Origin of the sequence: Streptomyces sp. NPDC096176 (genome assembly GCF_044763255.1) — a bacterium.
Lineage (GTDB): Bacteria > Actinomycetota > Actinomycetes > Streptomycetales > Streptomycetaceae > Streptomyces.
Genome location: NZ_JBIWFV010000019.1, coordinates 61,872 through 77,814 on the forward strand (window position 1 = coordinate 61,872; position 15,943 = coordinate 77,814).

Below are 15,943 nucleotides of genomic sequence, written 5' to 3' on the forward strand. Positions count from 1 at the left end.
GAACGGTCAGAACTGGAGGGACTTGGTCTGGAGGTACTCGGCGAGACCGTGCGGGCCGAGCTCCCGGCCGACGCCGGACTGCTTGTAACCGCCGAAGGGCGCGAGCGGGTTGAAGCGACCGCCGTTGATGTCGACCTGCCCGGTGTCCATCCGGCGGGCGAAGGCGACCGCCTCGGACTCGTGTCCCGCCCACACCGCACCCGCGAGGCCGTAGACGGTGCCGTTGGCGATGGCCAGGGCGTCGTCCTCGTCCTCGTACTTCAGGAGCGAGACGACCGGGCCGAAGATCTCCTCCTGGGCGATGGCCATGTCGGGGGTGACGTCGGCGAAGACGGTCGGGCTGACGTAGTAGCCCGTTTCCAGGGGCGCGTCCGGGCCGCCCGCGACGAGCCGTGCGCCCTCCTCGACGCCCTTCTCGATGTAGCCGCGCACCCGCTGCTGCTGCGTGGCGTTGACGAGCGGGCCGACCCTGTCACCGGGGACGTACTTGGCGACAGCGGCCGCGGCGAGGGCGACGGCATCTTCGTACTGGTCCTTGTGCACGAGCATCCGGGTCCAGGCGCTGCACGTCTGCCCGGAGTTGGACATCACGTTGGCGATGCCGACGTTCACGGCCTTGGCCAGGTCGGCGCTCGGCAGGATCACGTTGGCGGACTTGCCGCCGAGCTCCAGTGCGACGCGCTTGACGGCGCCGCCCGCTGTCGCACCGATCTTGCGGCCGACGGCGGTGGAGCCGGTGAAGGACACCAGGTCGACGCCCTCGTGCTCGGCGAGCGCCTGGCCGGCGACGGGTCCGAGACCCGTGACGAGGTTGAAGACGCCCGCCGGTACGCCTGCCTCGTGGACGGCCTCCGCGAAGAGCTGCGCGGTCAGGGGCGTGTCCTCCGCGGGCTTCAGAACGACCGTGCAGCCGGCGGCGAGCGCGGGGGCCACCTTGGCGACGATCTGGTGCAGGGGGTAGTTCCAGGGCGTGATCGCCCCGACGACTCCGACCGGCTCCATCAGCACGGTGGAGTTGCCGATCTTCTCCTCGAACGCGTAAGCGCCGGCGAGCTCCGCGTAGGAGCCGGCGACCATCACGGGCAGGCTCGCGTGGACGGCGAGAGCCAGGGCGGGCGGTGCGCCGAGTTCGGTGGTGACGGTCTCCGCGATCTCCTCCGTACGCCGCCCGAGTTCGTCGCGGAGCGCCGCCAACCGCTGCGCACGTTCGGCGGGCGGCGTCGCGGCCCAGCCCGGGAGGGCCTCGCGGGCGGCACGCACGGCATCGTCGACGTCCACCGCGGTGCCCGCCGGGACATGCGCGATGACCTGTTCGTCCGCCGGATTGACGACCGCGATCGTGTCCTGTGCCGCGGCGGGCCGCCACTGGCCGCCGATGTACATCCCGTCGTGGGCCTTCATCGCTCTCCTCCACGCCTCGCGGTAGTGTGCGCCCCAAACTAGCGCCGTTAGTTTTATGGCACCAGGGGCAACCGGCGTGATGGAGGCTACGTGGCGGGCCGCGCGGCCGGGCAGTCCGGCCCCGTCCTACCGGAGCGGGCCCTACGCGTCGAGGTCGGGGAGGTCCATCGGGGCCTGGCAGATCCGGCGGCCCCGGTGGTCGAAGACGTACAGGTGCGCGAGGTCGACGAGCAGCGGGACCTGCGCACCCGTCCGCAGCCACAGGGTCGGGCCCGGTGCGAACGACGAGATCGCTCACTCCGAAGATCTGCCGCTCACGGCTGGAAACCGGATCCGGTTCGTCGAGCACCGCCACGGCTCCACCGACCTGGGCCATCGCTCCAGCAGCAGCTCCCCCTCCGTGATGTCCTCGAGCCCGGCGATCATGCGCAGCAGCGTTGCCGCAGCGGGAGGGGCCCAGCGGAAGGAGGAACTCCCCCGGTGCGACACCGAGGGGAAGCGGTCGACGGCGCGGGAAGCACGGCCTCATCTCTTGCTGACGTCGTGCGGGGTGATGGCGCGAGTCATGGGGTCCCGCCCGGGATGAGAAGGGGCAGCCGCGTCGCCAGAAGCCAGCCCACTTCGTCCCGTCGGGGAAAGGATCGCGCAGGCCGAAGCGCCGCTCGTTACGCATGTGTCCACCATGCGGGATCCGCTCCGCCGGCCCGGCCGCGGGGCGGTCGCGCTGTGGCGGACCGTCCCCGCGTGCATCACAACTGCTTGACGTCCGTCAGGTGGGCGAAGACAACGACGTTGGCGGAGTAGCCGGCCTTCTTGTCGAAGCTGCCGCCGCAGGTGAGCAGCCGCAGTTCCGGCCGGCCCGTGTGGCCGTACACCTCGGCGTCGGGGAACGCCTCCTTCTTGTATGTGCGCACCTTGTCGACGGTGAACACGGCCGTCCGCCGGTCCGCGCGCACGACGTTGACCTTGTCACCCGGTTTCAGTGCGTTGAGATTCAGAAAGATGGCGGGACCGGTCCTGGTGTCGCGGTGTCCGACCAGCAGAGCCGTACCGGCCTCGCCGGGGGACGGCCCGGCGCGGTACCAGCCGACGAGGCGCGGGTTGTCCACCGGAGGCGCCGCGAGCCGACGGTGCTTGTCGAGACCCAGCCCCGTCACCGGTGACTCGATGGTGATGGCGGGGATCGTGAGCTTCTTGGCGGCGGAACGGGGCAGTGGCGCATGGCCGCCCCGAACGGGCTTGGCCTTCCGGGGCGCGGGGGACGGGCCGGGGACGACCGACTGGGACGGCTCCGGGCTCCCGGGCGTGGCCCCGGCCGCGGTCGGTGACCCCGGGGCCCCTGCCGGCAGCCCGGCCGCGGTCGGTGACCCCGGATTCACGGCCGGTTGCTCCGGCGTCGCGGCGGCCTGTTGGGTGTCCGGGCCGGCGGTGCGCGGGAAGAGCGGCGGCAGGTCGATCCTGTGCGGCCCGTTCGACGATGCCCGCGCATCGGCTCCGGACGTCGACACGTCGGCCGCGACGGTGACCGCCGGCGCGTCCGGGGGCGGGTCCCCACACCCCCGGACGACGCCGGTGACCAGCGCGGCCGTCACGCTGAGCGTGACGGTCAGACGGCAGGCGCGGCTCGGTCCGCGTCGGCGGCGACGGCTGCGGACGTTACGCGGCGCCATGGGCGCGGCGGCGAGCCCGTCGGACGAGAACCAGTCCGGCCACACCGGCCGCACCAGTGACCAGCGCGGTGGTCACGCCGGCCGAGGAGCCGTTGTTCCCGTTGCCCTCACCGTTGTCGGCGGCCGCGCCGCCGCCACCCGCGGGCACCGCGCCGTGCGGCGAGCCCTTGGCGTCCTTCTCCCAGTCCGATCCCTTCTCGTCCTCGATCTTGCCCTTGTCCTGCTCCTTGCCGTGCTGGTTCTCGCCGCCGCCCGCGCCCTGCTTGTTGCCGTACTTGTCGCAGTCGACGGTGAAGATCTTCTGCCTCGGACCGCTCGGTGCCGTCCAGGTGAGCATGTACTCGCCGTCGGGCAGCGAGTACTCACCCGTGTGACCGCGGCCCGCGATCAGCACGAGGGTGTCCGTCAGGGTGGCCCCGGCGGCGGTCGGGGGCTGCGGATTGATGGTCCAGGTGAGCTGCGTCAGGCTCTCGAAGTTGAACGCGCTGAGGCTGAACTTGCAGACTCCCTTGATGTCGTCCCGGGTGTCCCAGTGCTCGACGCCGGCGTTGTGGATCTTGAGGTCTCCGCTGTCACCGGGGGCGGCGACAGCCGCCGACGCCCCCGCCAGTGTCATGCCGGCGCAGGACAGAGCGGCGAGGGCCGCCGCCGCCGTGCGTGTGCGGCGCAGGCGGAGAGGTGCAGTCGTGCTCATGCGAGGCTCCTTCAAGCCGATCCGATTGTCATACTGATCACGCGATCAGCTGACTAGATGTCACAGAATCAGCAGGAAGAAGCGTTGAAACGCTGAGAAACCGTCAGAAATGCCCCCACTAGCGGACACGATGTGTATGCCGACCGGGGGACCCCGCCGCCTCCGTGCCCTCGGCCTGACCGTCCCGGCCGGCCCCACCGGCTCCGTCGTCCCCCGCGGACGCGTGCCCCGGTAGCCCGTTCGGCCTCGTCCGTACCGCGATCCCCGCCGACACGAGGAGCAGGGCGCCCAGCATCACGAAGGGCGCTGCCGTGCCGGCGAGACCGGCGATCAGCCCGGCTGAGGCGGGCGCGGCGACCTGGCCCAGGCGGTTGCCGGTCAGCCGCAGGGCCAGCGCCGTGGAGCGGGCCCGGGCGGGGGCCGCCTGGACCACCGTCGTCATGGACAGCGGCTGGCCGACCCCCAGGCAGAAGCCGAGAGCCGCCAGCATCAGGGCCAGCGCCCACACCGGTACCGGCAGCGCGATGCCCGCACAGAGTAGTCCGCCGAGCAGACAGGTCACGATGAGCAGGGCCGTACGGCCGAGGAGGCGGATCATCGGCGTCATCACCAGCCGGCAGGCGATCGTCGCGGCGGCCCGCAGGCTCAGCAGCGCTCCGACGGCGACGGGCGCGATACCGCGTTCCTCGCCGATGACCGGGAGGTAGGCGGTGAGGACGTCGGTGGCCGACAGCACCGCGAGACTGATGAAGATCCCCGCCGGAACGCCACGCGTACGCAGGATGCGGTGCACCGGGACCTTCGTCCGGGCTTCCTTCGCCCCTCCCCCACCTTCCCCCGGACGGCGCTCGATCCGCCACAGCGAGGTGAAGGAGGCCACGGCGACGGCCGCGGAGACGAAGAGCGCGAAGGCGCTCGTACGGGCCATGTCGTCGCCGATCAGCATGCCGGCGGCAACCGGCCCTATCAGCTGGCCGAGGGAGGCGCCGATGGTGAAGTGCCCGAAACTGCGGTCCTGTTCGGCCGGGGCGGACTGGCGGGCCACGATCGACTGGGCACCGATGACGAAGCAGAGGTGACCGAGCCCCATCACGCCGCTCCAAGCGGCCATAGCGGGAGCTGAGTTCGCCAGACCACTGAGCGCACAGCCCCCGGCTATGAGCAGGACACCGGCGGGCAACAGCGGTGCGCAGCGGCCGTGGTCGGTCCTGCGCCCCAGCGGTACGGCGGCGAACAGCGGAAGCAGGGCGTACACACCGGCGATCACGCCGATCGCCCGCTCGTCGGCGCCGAGCGACAGGGCCCGGTAGGAGACGGCCGGACGCGCCATCGCCACCGCCGCCTGCGCGAAGCAGAAGGCGATGACGAGGCGCAGCAGCCAGAGTCGGCCCATCAGATGATGCCGAGGAGGATCCCGGCCCCGAGCACCACCAGGCAGGTGAGGGCCGCCCACTTCACGGTGAACCTGGTGTGGTCGCCGAACTCGACCTTCGCCATGCCGACGAGGACGTAGACGGCGGGGACCAGCGGGCTGGACATGTGGAGGGGTTGACCGACCAGGGAGGCCCGGGCGATCTCCAGCGGGGAGACCCCGTGAGCGGCGCCGGCTTCCGCGAGGACCGGCAGGACGCCGAAGTAGAAGCCGTCGTTCGACATGAAGTAGGTGAGCGGCAGGCTCAGTACGCCGGTGACGATGGCCATGTGCGGGCCCATGCCCTCGGGGATGGCCCCGACGAGCCAGTCCGCCATGTGCTCGACCATGCCGGTGCCGGTGAGAACGCCGGTGAAGACGGCGGCGGCGAAGACCATGCCGGCGACGTTGAGGACGTTGTCGGCGTGTGCGGCGATACGGGCCTTCTGCTCTGCCATCTTGGGGAAGTTGACCGTCAGGGCGAGGGCGGCGCCGAGCAGGAACAGCACCGGGATCGGCAGCAGCTCCATGATCATGGCCGTGAGCAGGGCGACAGTGAGGCCCGCGTTGAACCAGTACAGCTTCGGGCGCAGGGTGGGGCGGTTCGGGTCCAGGCCCTGGAATCCGCCGTCCTCCTGCGGGGACGCGGAGCCTTCGGCGGGCGCGGGGCCCGAGCCGCCGGACGCAGCGCTCTGGCCGCCGGAACCCGAGCCGCCGGACGCAGCGCTCTTGTCGCCGGAGCCCTCGCCGCCGGAGCCGGCCTTGACGAGAACCGTCTCCGTCTCCGTCTCGATGACCTCGTCGAGCGTGAGGTAGCCGAGGCGCTTGCGCTCGCGCCGTCCCAGGACATAGGCGAGGACGAGCACGAAGAGGAGCCCCGCCCCGAGCGCGGGGATCATCGGGACGAAGATGTCGGCCGCGTCCAGCTTGAGCGCGGTGGCGGCACGGGCGGTGGGGCCGCCCCAGGGCAGGGTGTTCATGACGCCGTTCGCCGTGGCGGCGATGCCGGTCAGCACGACCAGGCTCATCTTCAGGCGCTTGTAGAGCGGATACATCGCCGAGACGGTGATCATGAAGGTGGTGGAGCCGTCTCCGTCCAGCGAGACGATGGCGGCGAGCACCGCCGTACCGATGACGATGCGCAGCGGATCCGCCTTGCAGAAGCGCAGGATCGCCCGGACGATCGGGTCGAACAGCCCGACGTCGATCATCACTCCGAAGTAGACGATCGCGAACATCAGCATCGCGGCCGTGGGGGCGAGGTTGCCCACGCCTTCGAGGACGTAGTCCCCGAGCTGTGCACCCTGGCCGACGGCGACGCAGAAGAGTGCGGGGATGAGGACCAGCGCCGCGATCGGCGACATCTTCTTCATCATGATCAGGACCAGGAAGGTCGCGATCATGGCGAAGCCGAGGATTGTCAGCATGGGGGACACCTAACGTTCATCCTTGAACTCCCACCGGAGGAGCGGCCACCGGGGGCGGTCCGGATGACGTTAGGTGTCGCCATCTGCCGTTAACAAGACGTTGACCTGTGAGCAATACGAGCAAAAGCCCAGGTCATCGCAGGGGTGCCAGTTCGACGGGGAAGCCGTTGAGCACCGCCGTGCCCGACAGGGGGTCGAGCCGGGAGCCGTCGAGCAGCTGGTTGACGTTGACTCCGGCGCGTTCCGCGGCCACCGAGAGCCGGGTGCCCGGCCGGTCGTGTCCCCAGCCGTGCGGCAGGCTCACGACACCGGTGCGGACCGCGTCCGTGATCTCAGCGGGGGCGTCGACATGACCGCCGTCCGCGGTGATGCGCACGGTGGCACCGTCGGCGATCCCCAGCCGGGCAGCGTCGTCGGGGTGGATGTGGAGCGTGCAGCGGTTGGACCCGCCGTTCAGGGCGGGCACGTTGTGGAGCCAGCTGTTGTTGGAGCGCAGATGGCGGCGGCCGACCAGGACGAGGCCGGCGGGCCGCTCGTCGAGGGCCGCCCGCAGCCTCGGCAGATCGGCGGCGATCGGGCCGGGCAGCAACTCGACGCGTCCACTGCGGGTCTTGAGGATCTGTGGAATGCGGGGCTGCAGGGGGCCGAGGTCGATGCCGTGCGGCGCCTGTCGCAGGTCCTCGAGGGTCAGATCGTACGGGCCGAGGCGGAGCATCATGTCGAGCCGCCGCTCCGGCCCGCTGCCCCCGGACAGCAGGAGGGCCTGCTCGGCCGCGTCCCGTCCGTGGAAGGGCGAGTGCGGGTCGGCGACCGCCTTGGCCAGGGCCTTCTGGATGACCATGTCGTCGACGGCGGAAGGCTCGGCTCCGTGCATCCCGGAGACGGCGAGGACAAGCCGGGCGTGGATCTCGCACTCGTCCATCAGCCCGGTCTCCAGAGGCACGGCGGCCGGTGAGAAGCGGGCCTGGTTGCGTACGGCGAGGGCGTTGAACGCGAAGTCGAAGTGGGCGCTCTGGGCGGGCGGCGGCGGGGGCAGTACGACGTCGGCGTGGCGTGAGGTCTCATTGAGATACGGGTCGACGCTGACCATCAGGTCGAGGCCGGCCAGGGCACGGTCGAGGCGGTCGCCGTCCGGGGCGGAGAGCACCGGGTTGGCGGCGATGGCGATGACGGCACGTATCCGGCCGTCGCCCGGGGTCTCGATCTCCTCGGCGAGCGCGGTGATCGGCAGTTCGCCCTTGGCCTCGGGATGGCCGCCGACCCTGCTGGACCATCGACCGAGCGCGAAGCCCTTGCCGGGAGCCGCCGGACGCGGTGCCCGGTCGGTCGCGGCGAGCGGGAAGAGCGCGCCGCCGGGCCGGTCCAGGTTCCCCGTCAGGACGTTGAGGACGTCCACGAGCCAGCTGGCCAGGGTGCCGTGCTCGACGGTGCAGCTGCCGATGCGCCCGTACACGGCGGCGGTGGGGGCGGCGGCCAGTTCCCGGGCGATGACCCGGATCTCTTCGGCGTTCATGTCGCAGGCCGCTGCGACGGCCTCGGGGGTGAAGTCCTTGACGGCGGCCTCGACTTCGGCCACTCCCCCGACGTGTTCGGCGAGTGTGCCGAGGTCGGTGAGTCCCTCCTCGAAGAGGACCTGGGCGAGCGCGGCCAGCAGCAACGCGTCGGTGCCGGGCCGGATGGCGACATGCCGGTCGGCGAGCTGCGCGGTGCGGGTGCGGCGCGGGTCGACGACGGTGAGGGTGCCCCCGCGGCGGCGGAGCGCCTTGAGCTTGCCGGGGAAGTCGGGTGCGGTGCACAGACTCCCGTTGGATTCGAGGGGGTTGGCGCCGAGGAGCAGCAGATGGTCGGTGCGGTCCAGATCGGGGACCGGGATGGCGATCGCACTGCCGAAGAGCAGACCGCTGGACACGTGCTTGGGCATCTGGTCCAGGGTGGAGGCACTGAAGACGTTCCGCGTGCGCAGTGCGGAGAGCAGGACGGGCGGGTAGAGGGCGCCGGCCATCGTGTGGACGTTGGGATTGCCGAGGACAACTCCGACGGCGTTCGGTCCGTATTCCTCGATCAGCGGCCGGATGCGTGCGGCGATCAGACCGAAGGCCTCCGCCCACGTCGCCTCCCGCAGTTCGCCGTTCTCCCGGACCAGTGGGGTGCGCAGTCGGTCCGGGTCGCCGTCGAGCTCACCGAACGAGGCGCCCTTGGGGCATATGAAGCCCTGGCTGAAGACGTCGTCCCGGTCGCCGCGAGCTCGGGTGACGCGGGTGTCCTCGATGGTGAGGGTGAGTCCGCAGGTCGCTTCGCACAGCGGGCAGATGCGCAGGGCGGTACGGGTGCTCTGCGCGGCGGGCGCACCGGGCGGGGCGGATGTCGTACGGGCGGCGGGTGCGGTGCGGGACATGGGCCCTCCCCGGGCGGCGGCAGCGGCGTGGTGCTGGCCCGACCGAGCATACCGACCGGTATGCATGCGCGGGAAGCCCGATCCCGGCACGGTTTCGGGGCCGGGCACGCGCCCGTCCGACCCCTGCCCGCCCCCGCCCGAGGCCGCGCGACCTCAGTCGAAGACCCTCGCCAGATACGCCCGTACCAGCTCGCGCGTCTCGGCCACGATCTCCTCGTCGCCCGATGGCCGCACCCGGAAGGCCAGTTGCAGCAGCGCGTCCGTCGCCTCGACCGCGACCAGGACCGTCCGCCTCAGCCGTACGTCCGCCGGGCGCCCCAGATGCGCCGCGAGCAGGTCCGCCAGCCGGTCGGCGACCTCGTGGTTGGCGCAGGCAGCGGGGGCGCCGACCGGTAGCTGTGCGCCGAAGTCGACCAGGCCGAACCCGGGCACCGTCCGCTTCATCGCCAGGTACTCGTCGAGCACGGCATCGACGGCACCCCGCCAGTCAGCGGGGGGCAGTGCCGGGAGCCGCCCGGCGACGCTCTCGGCGAAGCTGTCCAGATTGCGCCGGCCGAGGGCCTCGACCAGGGCGCGTTTGTTGCCGAAGAAGCGGAAGACGGAGCCGATCGGTACGCCCGCCCTCGCCGCCACCGTGCGGGTGGACAGCTCTTCGTAGCCCTCCTCGTCCAGGACTTCGGCGCAGGCGTCCAGGATCCGGGCGAGCCGGTCGGCACTGCGCTGCTGCACGGGCGCACGGCGGAGATGGGCATGGGAAGGAGAAGGGGAGGGCGAAGGGGAAGAGAAAGAAGAGGGTGGGGAATCGGGGCGGGTGCGGGCGCGGGACACGCGGTCCATCATGCCGCTCCGTTGCCGTCGGCGAGCGGACCTGCAATCCTACGGTTGTCCATAGGAATGGTTTCACAGACCTTCAGCACCAGGAGCGGGCAATGAGCGGCACCGAGCAGGCGCGGAAGATCGTCGAGGGGCTCAACGACCAGTCGTTCTCCCCCGGCTTCGGCAACGAGCACAGCTCGGAGGCGGTGCCCGGCGCACTCCCCCACGGGCGCAACTCTCCCCAGCGCGCCCCCCTCGGGCTGTACGCGGAGCAGCTCAGCGGTTCCGCCTTCACCGAGCCCCGCGCGCACAACCGGCGCTCCTGGCTGTACCGCGTCCGCCCGTCGGCCGCGCACCCCCCGTTCACCCGCATCGACAACGGCCATGTGCGCAGCGCCCCCTTCACCGAGACCGTGCCCGACCCCAATCGGCTGCGCTGGAACCCGCTGCCGGAGCCCGCGAACGGCACCGACTGGCTGGCCGGTCTGTGGACACTCGGCGGCAATGGCGACGCGACCCAGCGCACGGGCATGGCCGTGCACCTCTACCACGCCAATACGTCCATGACGGACCGGGTGTTCAGCAACTCGGACGGCGAGCTGCTGATCGTCCCCGAACGCGGCGGACTGCTGCTGGTCACCGAGTTCGGTCTGCTGCCTGCCCGCCCCGGGGAGATCGCCCTGATCCCGCGCGGCGTCCGTTTCCGTGTGGAGCTCCTGGACACCGCGTCCGATGCCGGGCAGAGCCCGACCGCCCGCGGTTACGTGTGCGAGAACTACGGACAGCCCTTCCAGCTCCCCGACCTCGGCCCCATCGGCGCGAACGGCCTCGCCAACGCCCGTGACTTCCTCGCCCCGGTCGCCGCCTACGAGGACGTCGAGGGCCCGGTGGAAGTGGTCAACAAGTTCTGCGGGAACCTGTGGGCCGCGACTTACGACCACTCCCCGCTGGACGTGGTCGCCTGGCACGGCAACCACGTCCCCTATGTCTACGACCTGCGCCGCTTCAACGTCATCGGCACCATCTCGTACGACCACCCGGACCCGTCGATCTTCACGGTCCTCACGTCGCCGTCGGACACCCCCGGTCTCGCGGGCGTCGACTTCGTCGTCTTCGCGCCCCGCTGGCTGGTCGGCGAGGACACCTTCCGCCCGCCGTACTTCCACCGCAATGTGATGAGCGAGTACATGGGACTCATCGAGGGCGCGTACGACGCCAAGGCCGAGGGCTTCGTGCCGGGCGGCGGCTCGCTGCACAACATGATGTCCGCGCACGGCCCCGACAGGGAGTCGTTCGACAAGGCAAGCGCCGCGGAACTCAAGCCGCAGAAGATCGACGACGGGCTTGCGTTCATGTTCGAGACCCGCTGGCCTGTGACCACCACCGGCCAGGCGGCGAGCGCCGACCATCTGCAGAAGGGCTACGACGACGTATGGCAGGGTCTGGAACGCCACTTCAGGCCGTAGTGGAGACTTGCCGTGTAACGGAGATGCCGTGACCTCCTTCGCCCCCGACTCGCTGGTCCTGAACCGCAAGCTGCCGCTGTGGTACCAGGTCTCGCAGTCGCTGCGCGCCTCGATACTGGGCCGAGGCCCCGAGGCCTCGCTGCGGCTGCCCACCGAGGAGCAGCTCGCCCAGCACTACGGGGTGAGCGTCCTGACCATGCGGCAGGCCCTCAAGGAGCTCGAGGAGGAGGGCCTGATCAGCCGGCACCGGCGGCGCGGCACCTTCATCGAACCGGGGGCGCGACGCGGTGCGCCCCGCCGGCTGCTGGGCTCGATCGACGCGATTGTCGCGCAGCAGTCCGGCGAGCGCACCACGATCCTCGGCCACGGTCCGGAGCCGGTGCCCGGGGAACTCACGGAGCACTTCCCGGGCGCGGCCGAGGTCGTGATGTACCGGCGGCTGCGCTGCGACGGCGAGAGCGGCGAGCCCACCAACTGGGCGGAGAACGCCCTCCACCCGGATATCGCCGCCCGTCTCGACACCGCGGACCTGGAGCGCTGGCCGATGACCAAGGTGCTGCGGGACGCACTCGGCGTCCGGATCAGCCGGATCACCGACACTGTGGAGGCGCGGCTCGCGGACCCGCGGACCGCGGAGCTGCTGCGGGTGCCGCTGCTGAGCCCGATCCTGCACTACACCGGTGTGACGTACGACGAGTCCGGGCGGGTCGTCGACGTGGCGCGCATCCGCTACCGCGGTGACCGGTTCTCCTTCTCCGTCACCGTGGACGCGGCGGACTGAGGTCCGGCACCGTGGATGCAGCGGACCGAGCCGCCTGGCTAGCATGCGGACGGTGACTGCTCTCGCCGAGGACATGCCGCTGCTCGACGACCTCATGCCCTGGTCCGTGGCTCCGCTGCGACTCGGCCGGGATTGGGTGATGGCGCCCGATGCCGCGTCTTTGAAGGCCCGCTGGAACACACTCGTTCGGTCCGTCGGCGACGAGCGCGACGCGCTGTTCCGCCCGACCCGTGCGCGCAGCGGGCACAGCGCGGTGGCGCAGCTGCCCGGCCGGTCGGCGACCACGGGACATGTCGCCAAGGAGACCGGCCGCTGCCCCGAGCCCGTACGAGTCCTGCACGGCGCGTTCGACGAGCAGTGGCTGATACCGGACCACCGGCTGATCGACGTCGCACGGCCCGAGTTGTGGCGAGTGCTCGACGAGCGGCAGCTGTTCGTCGTCGAGCACGGACCGCGCCTGGTGGTCTCCGCCCTGCTTCCGGAGGGACGTTCACCCGGCGGGCGTCCGGGCCGTGTCCGGCCGCTGTACCGGCGACCCGGCGGCCTCGAGCCCAACCTCGCGCCCGGCCTGACGGGCCTGCTCGGTGAACGGTACGGACACGAGGTGGGTGCCGAGGAGCTGGCCGCCTGGGCGGTGGCGGCCGCGCAGCCGTCCCCCGCCGGATGCGCGGTGCCGCTGACCGGCGACGCGGACGTCTGGGCGTCCGGGGTGGCCCTGGGCCGGGATATGACCCGCGTCATGCTGCGCGGCGCGCGGGGCGGTGAGCGGCCGCGACTGCCCGGCGGACGCAGGCCGTACGTCCGCGCGGCCCTGCCGCCCCGGCCCGATTCGATCGGCTACGACCCCACGGATGAAGCCCTGGTCATCGGCGGCACCGGCCGCGTCTCCCCCGTGCCCCACGAAGCCTGGGACTTCGAACTGGGCGGGGTACGGGTGCTGGAGCACTGGTTCGAACAGCGCACGGCCCCGGCGGAGCCCGGCACTCTGGAGGCACTGCGGCCCGCGAGCTGGCCCCAGGAGTGGACCTCGGAACTCCTGGAGCTGATCACGGTGCTCGCGCTGCTGGCGGAACTGGAGCCGGGCAGGGAGGCGCTGGCGGCGGGTCCACGGATCTCCGCCGGCGAGCTCCGGTCCGCGGGGATCGTGCCGCCGCCGCGTAGGGTGCGGCGACCGGCGTCGGTCCTCGACCACGAGGAGGAAGGCCCGGGCGGCCAGTTCGCGTTGCTGTGACCTCCCAGGCAGCGGGCGCCCTCTAGGCGAACGCGTCGAGCACCCGCCCCAGCACCCGTTCGAACCCCTCCTCCGGGTCCATTGGGCCCGGCCCCTCCGCCAGCGCCGCAGCCAACCGCGGATAGGCCCCCGATCCCACCCGCTCGCGCAGATACTCCGTCCGCACGGTCTGCTCCTGCTCCTGCGACCACGGCAGTGCACGCGCCCGCTCCGCGATCGCGAGCTCGTTCGCGACGTAGGTCATCACCGAGCCGTTGACCATGGCGATGAGCTCCATCTTCGTGCCGGCCGGCGCGTCCAGGCCTTCGAGCACGCCCAGGCACCACTCCATGTAGTGCAGGACGTTCGGGCCGAAGGCGTACGCGCCGGACAACACGCCGGGCAGCCACGGGTGGCGGTGCATGATCGTGCGTGTCTGCCGGGCCAGGGCGAGCATGTCGGCGCGCCAGTCGCCGACGGGTGGGCCGTCGAGCTCGTACTCGCCGCTGACCGCGTCGACCATCAGCTCGTACAGATCCGCCTTGCGCGGCACGTAGTTGTAGAGCGACATGGTGCCGCAGTCGAGTTCGGCCGCCACCCTCCGCATGGAGAGTGCGTCGATCCCGTCCGCGTCCGCGACACGCACCGCGGCAGCCGCGATGTCATCCCGGCTGTACGCCGGTTTCGGGCCGCGGCCCGTGCGCTCGGGGCGCGCCCAGATCACTTCCGGTTCGGCCGCTCGGCCCGCCATGGAACATCACCTCCCTCACATCCTAGTTACGTACAGCGTACGTAGTGAGGTACGGTCGATGCATGGCTTCTACGTACGCTGTACTTAGTGAAGGTCTCGAGAAGCGTTTCGGCGACGTCCACGCCCTGCGGAGCCTCGATCTCGCCGTGCCCCGGGGCACCGTCTGCGGAGTGCTCGGCCCCAACGGCGCCGGCAAGACGACCGCCGTGCGGATCCTGACGACGCTGACCGCCCCCGACGGGGGCAGCGCCCAGGTCGCCGGGCACGACGTGCGACGCGAACCCGCCGCCGTCCGTCGCGGCATCGGAGTCGTCGGGCAGTACGCCTCCGTCGACGGCGACCTGACGGGCGCGGAGAACCTGCGGCTGTTCGCACGGCTGCTGCGGGCACCCCGCTCGCGTGCGGCCGAGCTGCTGGAACGGTTCGAGTTGACCGAGGCCGGGGACCGGCCGGCCCGCACCTACTCGGGCGGGATGCGCCGCCGGCTCGACCTGGCCGCCGGCCTGATCACCCGGCCCGACGTGCTCTTCCTCGACGAGCCGACCACAGGTCTCGACCCGCACAGCCGCAACGGGATCTGGGACGCGGTGCGGGAGTTGACCGGAGAGGGCACGACCGTGCTGCTGACCACCCAATACCTGGAGGAGGCGGACCAACTCGCCGACGACATCGTGCTGATCGACGGCGGCCGGGCCACCCACAGCGGCACGCCCGCCGAACTGAAGGCGCTGGTCGGCAGCTACGCGGAAGTGGTCGTCCTCGACGCGGCCGCGCTACCCGCCGCCGCGGCCGTACTCGACCAGCTCACCGGCTCGGAGCCCGTTCTCGACGCGGAGAAACGCACCGCGGGGGCCGTCACCACCGACCCCACCGTCACCCTGCCCCTGCTGGTGCGCGAACTCGACGCGGCGGGTGTCGGCGTCGTCGACGCCGGCCTGCGCCCGCCGACCCTCGACGAGGTGTTCCTGCGCCTCACCCATCGCAAGCGCGCCGGACATCCGGTCCCCGACCGCCCGAGCGCCGGACATCCGGTCGCCGACGGCCCTCCCACCGACCACTCGCGCAAGGAGCCCGCCGCATGAGCACACTCGTCTTCGACAGCACCGCCGTCCTCGGCCGCCATCTCCAGCGCGTCAGGCACGCCCCGGCCATCCTGGTCATGACACAGACCATGCCGATCGTGTTCCTGCTCTTCTTCGGGTACGTCTTCGGCAGCGCGATGGCGATGCCTGGCGAGGAGTACCGGACGTTCCTGGTCCCGGGGCTGCTGGTGGCGACCGCGGCCAACGGCATCATGACCGGGATGTTCGCCGCGGCCCAGGACGCCCATCGCGGTGTGATGGACCGCTTCCGCACGCTTCCGATGAGCCGGGCCGCCGTTCCGCTCGGCCAGGCCGCGGCGGACCTCGTGACCACCACCGTGGGGCTCGTCCCGCTGATGCTCGTCGGGGTCGCGATGGGCTGGCGGATCGAGAGCGGCGCGCTCGAGGCCCTGGGCGGCTTCGGGCTGCTGCTGCTCTTCCGCTTCGCCACCACCTGGGTCGGCATCCTCCTCGGCCTCGTCTCGTGAAGCGAGGAGGCGGCCGGTCAACTGGGCGGCGCGACGTTCATGCTGCCGCTGCTGTCGAACGCGTACATGCCGACCGACGGTCTGCCCGACCGGCTGCGGACGATCGCCGAGTGGAACCCGATCTCCGCGGTCACGGCGGCGGTGCGCGACCTGTTCGGCAACACCGCCCCGGCGGCCGACGCGGCCTGGCCCGTTGCCCATCCGGTCGCGGGGGCGGTGTGCTGGTCGCTGGTGCTGCTGGCGGTGTGCGTGCCTCTGGCGATCCGGAGACACACCCGCTTCTGACCCCGCGCGACACCGCTCGCCACCTCGGTCGAGAACACCGGGGTGGTGACAAAGGTGGCACGTACA

General features: G+C 71.4%; 12 protein-coding genes and 1 pseudogene. 5 read left to right on the plus strand and 8 right to left on the minus strand.

Features of this window, described 5'->3' with window-relative positions; genetic code table 11:
* Nucleotides 1–6: 6 nt before the first annotated feature.
* The 7 genes from ACIQ7Q_RS33080 to ACIQ7Q_RS33110 form a co-directional block, all read right to left on the minus strand.
* Nucleotides 7–1,401, minus strand: coding sequence for an aldehyde dehydrogenase family protein (locus ACIQ7Q_RS33080; protein ID WP_403870521.1), 1,395 nt, complete (start codon nt 1,399–1,401; stop codon nt 7–9).
* Nucleotides 1,402–2,150: 749 nt separating this feature from the next.
* Nucleotides 2,151–2,780 carry a class F sortase gene (locus ACIQ7Q_RS33085; protein WP_403870605.1) on the minus strand — a complete coding sequence of 210 codons (630 nt, stop codon included), beginning with the start codon at nt 2,778–2,780 and terminating at the stop codon, nt 2,151–2,153.
* A 277-nt stretch (nt 2,781–3,057) separates the two neighbouring features.
* Nucleotides 3,058–3,765, minus strand: a complete 708-nt coding sequence (locus ACIQ7Q_RS33090) for a hypothetical protein (protein ID WP_403870524.1) — start codon at nt 3,763–3,765, stop codon at nt 3,058–3,060.
* Nucleotides 3,766–3,883: 118 nt separating this feature from the next.
* The gene (locus tag ACIQ7Q_RS33095) at nt 3,884–5,158 is read right to left on the minus strand and encodes an MFS transporter (RefSeq protein ID WP_403870526.1); all 1,275 of its coding nucleotides are present in this window, start codon (nt 5,156–5,158) and stop codon (nt 3,884–3,886) included.
* Complete coding sequence (locus ACIQ7Q_RS33100) at nt 5,158–6,603, minus strand: CitMHS family transporter (RefSeq protein WP_403870529.1); 1,446 nt, start codon at nt 6,601–6,603, stop codon at nt 5,158–5,160. Before ACIQ7Q_RS33100 ends, ACIQ7Q_RS33095 begins: the two co-directional genes overlap by 1 nt.
* Before the next feature lie 133 nt (nt 6,604–6,736).
* Complete coding sequence (locus tag ACIQ7Q_RS33105; RefSeq protein WP_403870532.1) at nt 6,737–8,998, minus strand: molybdopterin oxidoreductase family protein; 2,262 nt, start codon at nt 8,996–8,998, stop codon at nt 6,737–6,739.
* A 153-nt stretch (nt 8,999–9,151) separates the two neighbouring features.
* Nucleotides 9,152–9,727, minus strand: coding sequence for a TetR family transcriptional regulator (locus ACIQ7Q_RS33110; protein ID WP_403870535.1), 576 nt, complete (start codon nt 9,725–9,727; stop codon nt 9,152–9,154).
* A gap of 200 nt (nt 9,728–9,927) precedes the next feature.
* Here ACIQ7Q_RS33110 and hmgA point away from each other — a divergent pair, with 200 nt between their 5' ends.
* From hmgA to ACIQ7Q_RS33125, 3 genes are read left to right on the plus strand one after another with little or no spacing between them, the layout of a single operon-like run.
* On the plus strand, nt 9,928–11,280 hold the full coding sequence (gene hmgA / locus ACIQ7Q_RS33115) for a homogentisate 1,2-dioxygenase (RefSeq protein WP_403870538.1): 1,353 nt from the start codon (nt 9,928–9,930) through the stop codon (nt 11,278–11,280).
* Nucleotides 11,281–11,308: 28 nt separating this feature from the next.
* Nucleotides 11,309–12,061 (plus strand): GntR family transcriptional regulator, encoded by a 753-nt coding sequence (locus ACIQ7Q_RS33120; protein WP_403870541.1) that lies wholly within the window; start codon nt 11,309–11,311, stop codon nt 12,059–12,061.
* 43 nt (nt 12,062–12,104) lie between these two features.
* Complete coding sequence (locus ACIQ7Q_RS33125; protein ID WP_403870544.1) at nt 12,105–13,292, plus strand: type ISP restriction/modification enzyme; 1,188 nt, start codon at nt 12,105–12,107, stop codon at nt 13,290–13,292.
* A 22-nt stretch (nt 13,293–13,314) separates the two neighbouring features.
* On the opposite strand, the gene ACIQ7Q_RS33130 is transcribed toward ACIQ7Q_RS33125, so the two are convergent.
* On the minus strand, nt 13,315–14,022 hold the full coding sequence (locus ACIQ7Q_RS33130; protein WP_403870546.1) for a TetR/AcrR family transcriptional regulator: 708 nt from the start codon (nt 14,020–14,022) through the stop codon (nt 13,315–13,317).
* 62 nt (nt 14,023–14,084) lie between these two features.
* Between ACIQ7Q_RS33130 and ACIQ7Q_RS33135 the strand changes: the two genes are divergently transcribed.
* Both ACIQ7Q_RS33135 and ACIQ7Q_RS33140 read left to right on the plus strand, forming a co-directional pair.
* Nucleotides 14,085–15,104, plus strand: a complete 1,020-nt coding sequence (locus tag ACIQ7Q_RS33135) for an ATP-binding cassette domain-containing protein (protein WP_403870549.1) — start codon at nt 14,085–14,087, stop codon at nt 15,102–15,104.
* Nucleotides 15,101–15,877, plus strand: a pseudogene (locus tag ACIQ7Q_RS33140) (ABC transporter permease). Before ACIQ7Q_RS33135 ends, ACIQ7Q_RS33140 begins: the two are co-directional and overlap by 4 nt.
* The last annotated feature ends 66 nt before the right edge of the window (nt 15,878–15,943 follow it).

Excerpts from the sequence above, each read along its gene's own strand:
- ACIQ7Q_RS33080 (WP_403870521.1), bottom strand. The coding sequence starts at position 1,401 with ATGAAGGCCCACGACGGGATGTACATCGGCGGCCAGTGGCGGCCCGCC.
- ACIQ7Q_RS33090 (WP_403870524.1), bottom strand. The coding sequence starts at position 3,765 with ATGAGCACGACTGCACCTCTCCGCCTGCGCCGCACACGCACGGCGGCG.
- ACIQ7Q_RS33095 (WP_403870526.1), bottom strand. The coding sequence starts at position 5,158 with ATGGGCCGACTCTGGCTGCTGCGCCTCGTCATCGCCTTCTGCTTCGCG.
- ACIQ7Q_RS33100 (WP_403870529.1), bottom strand. The coding sequence starts at position 6,603 with ATGCTGACAATCCTCGGCTTCGCCATGATCGCGACCTTCCTGGTCCTG.
- ACIQ7Q_RS33105 (WP_403870532.1), bottom strand. The coding sequence starts at position 8,998 with ATGTCCCGCACCGCACCCGCCGCCCGTACGACATCCGCCCCGCCCGGT.
- hmgA (WP_403870538.1), top strand. The coding sequence starts at position 9,928 with ATGAGCGGCACCGAGCAGGCGCGGAAGATCGTCGAGGGGCTCAACGAC.
- ACIQ7Q_RS33125 (WP_403870544.1), top strand. The coding sequence starts at position 12,105 with ATGCGGACGGTGACTGCTCTCGCCGAGGACATGCCGCTGCTCGACGAC.
- ACIQ7Q_RS33130 (WP_403870546.1), bottom strand. The coding sequence starts at position 14,022 with ATGGCGGGCCGAGCGGCCGAACCGGAAGTGATCTGGGCGCGCCCCGAG.
- ACIQ7Q_RS33135 (WP_403870549.1), top strand. The coding sequence starts at position 14,085 with ATGGCTTCTACGTACGCTGTACTTAGTGAAGGTCTCGAGAAGCGTTTC.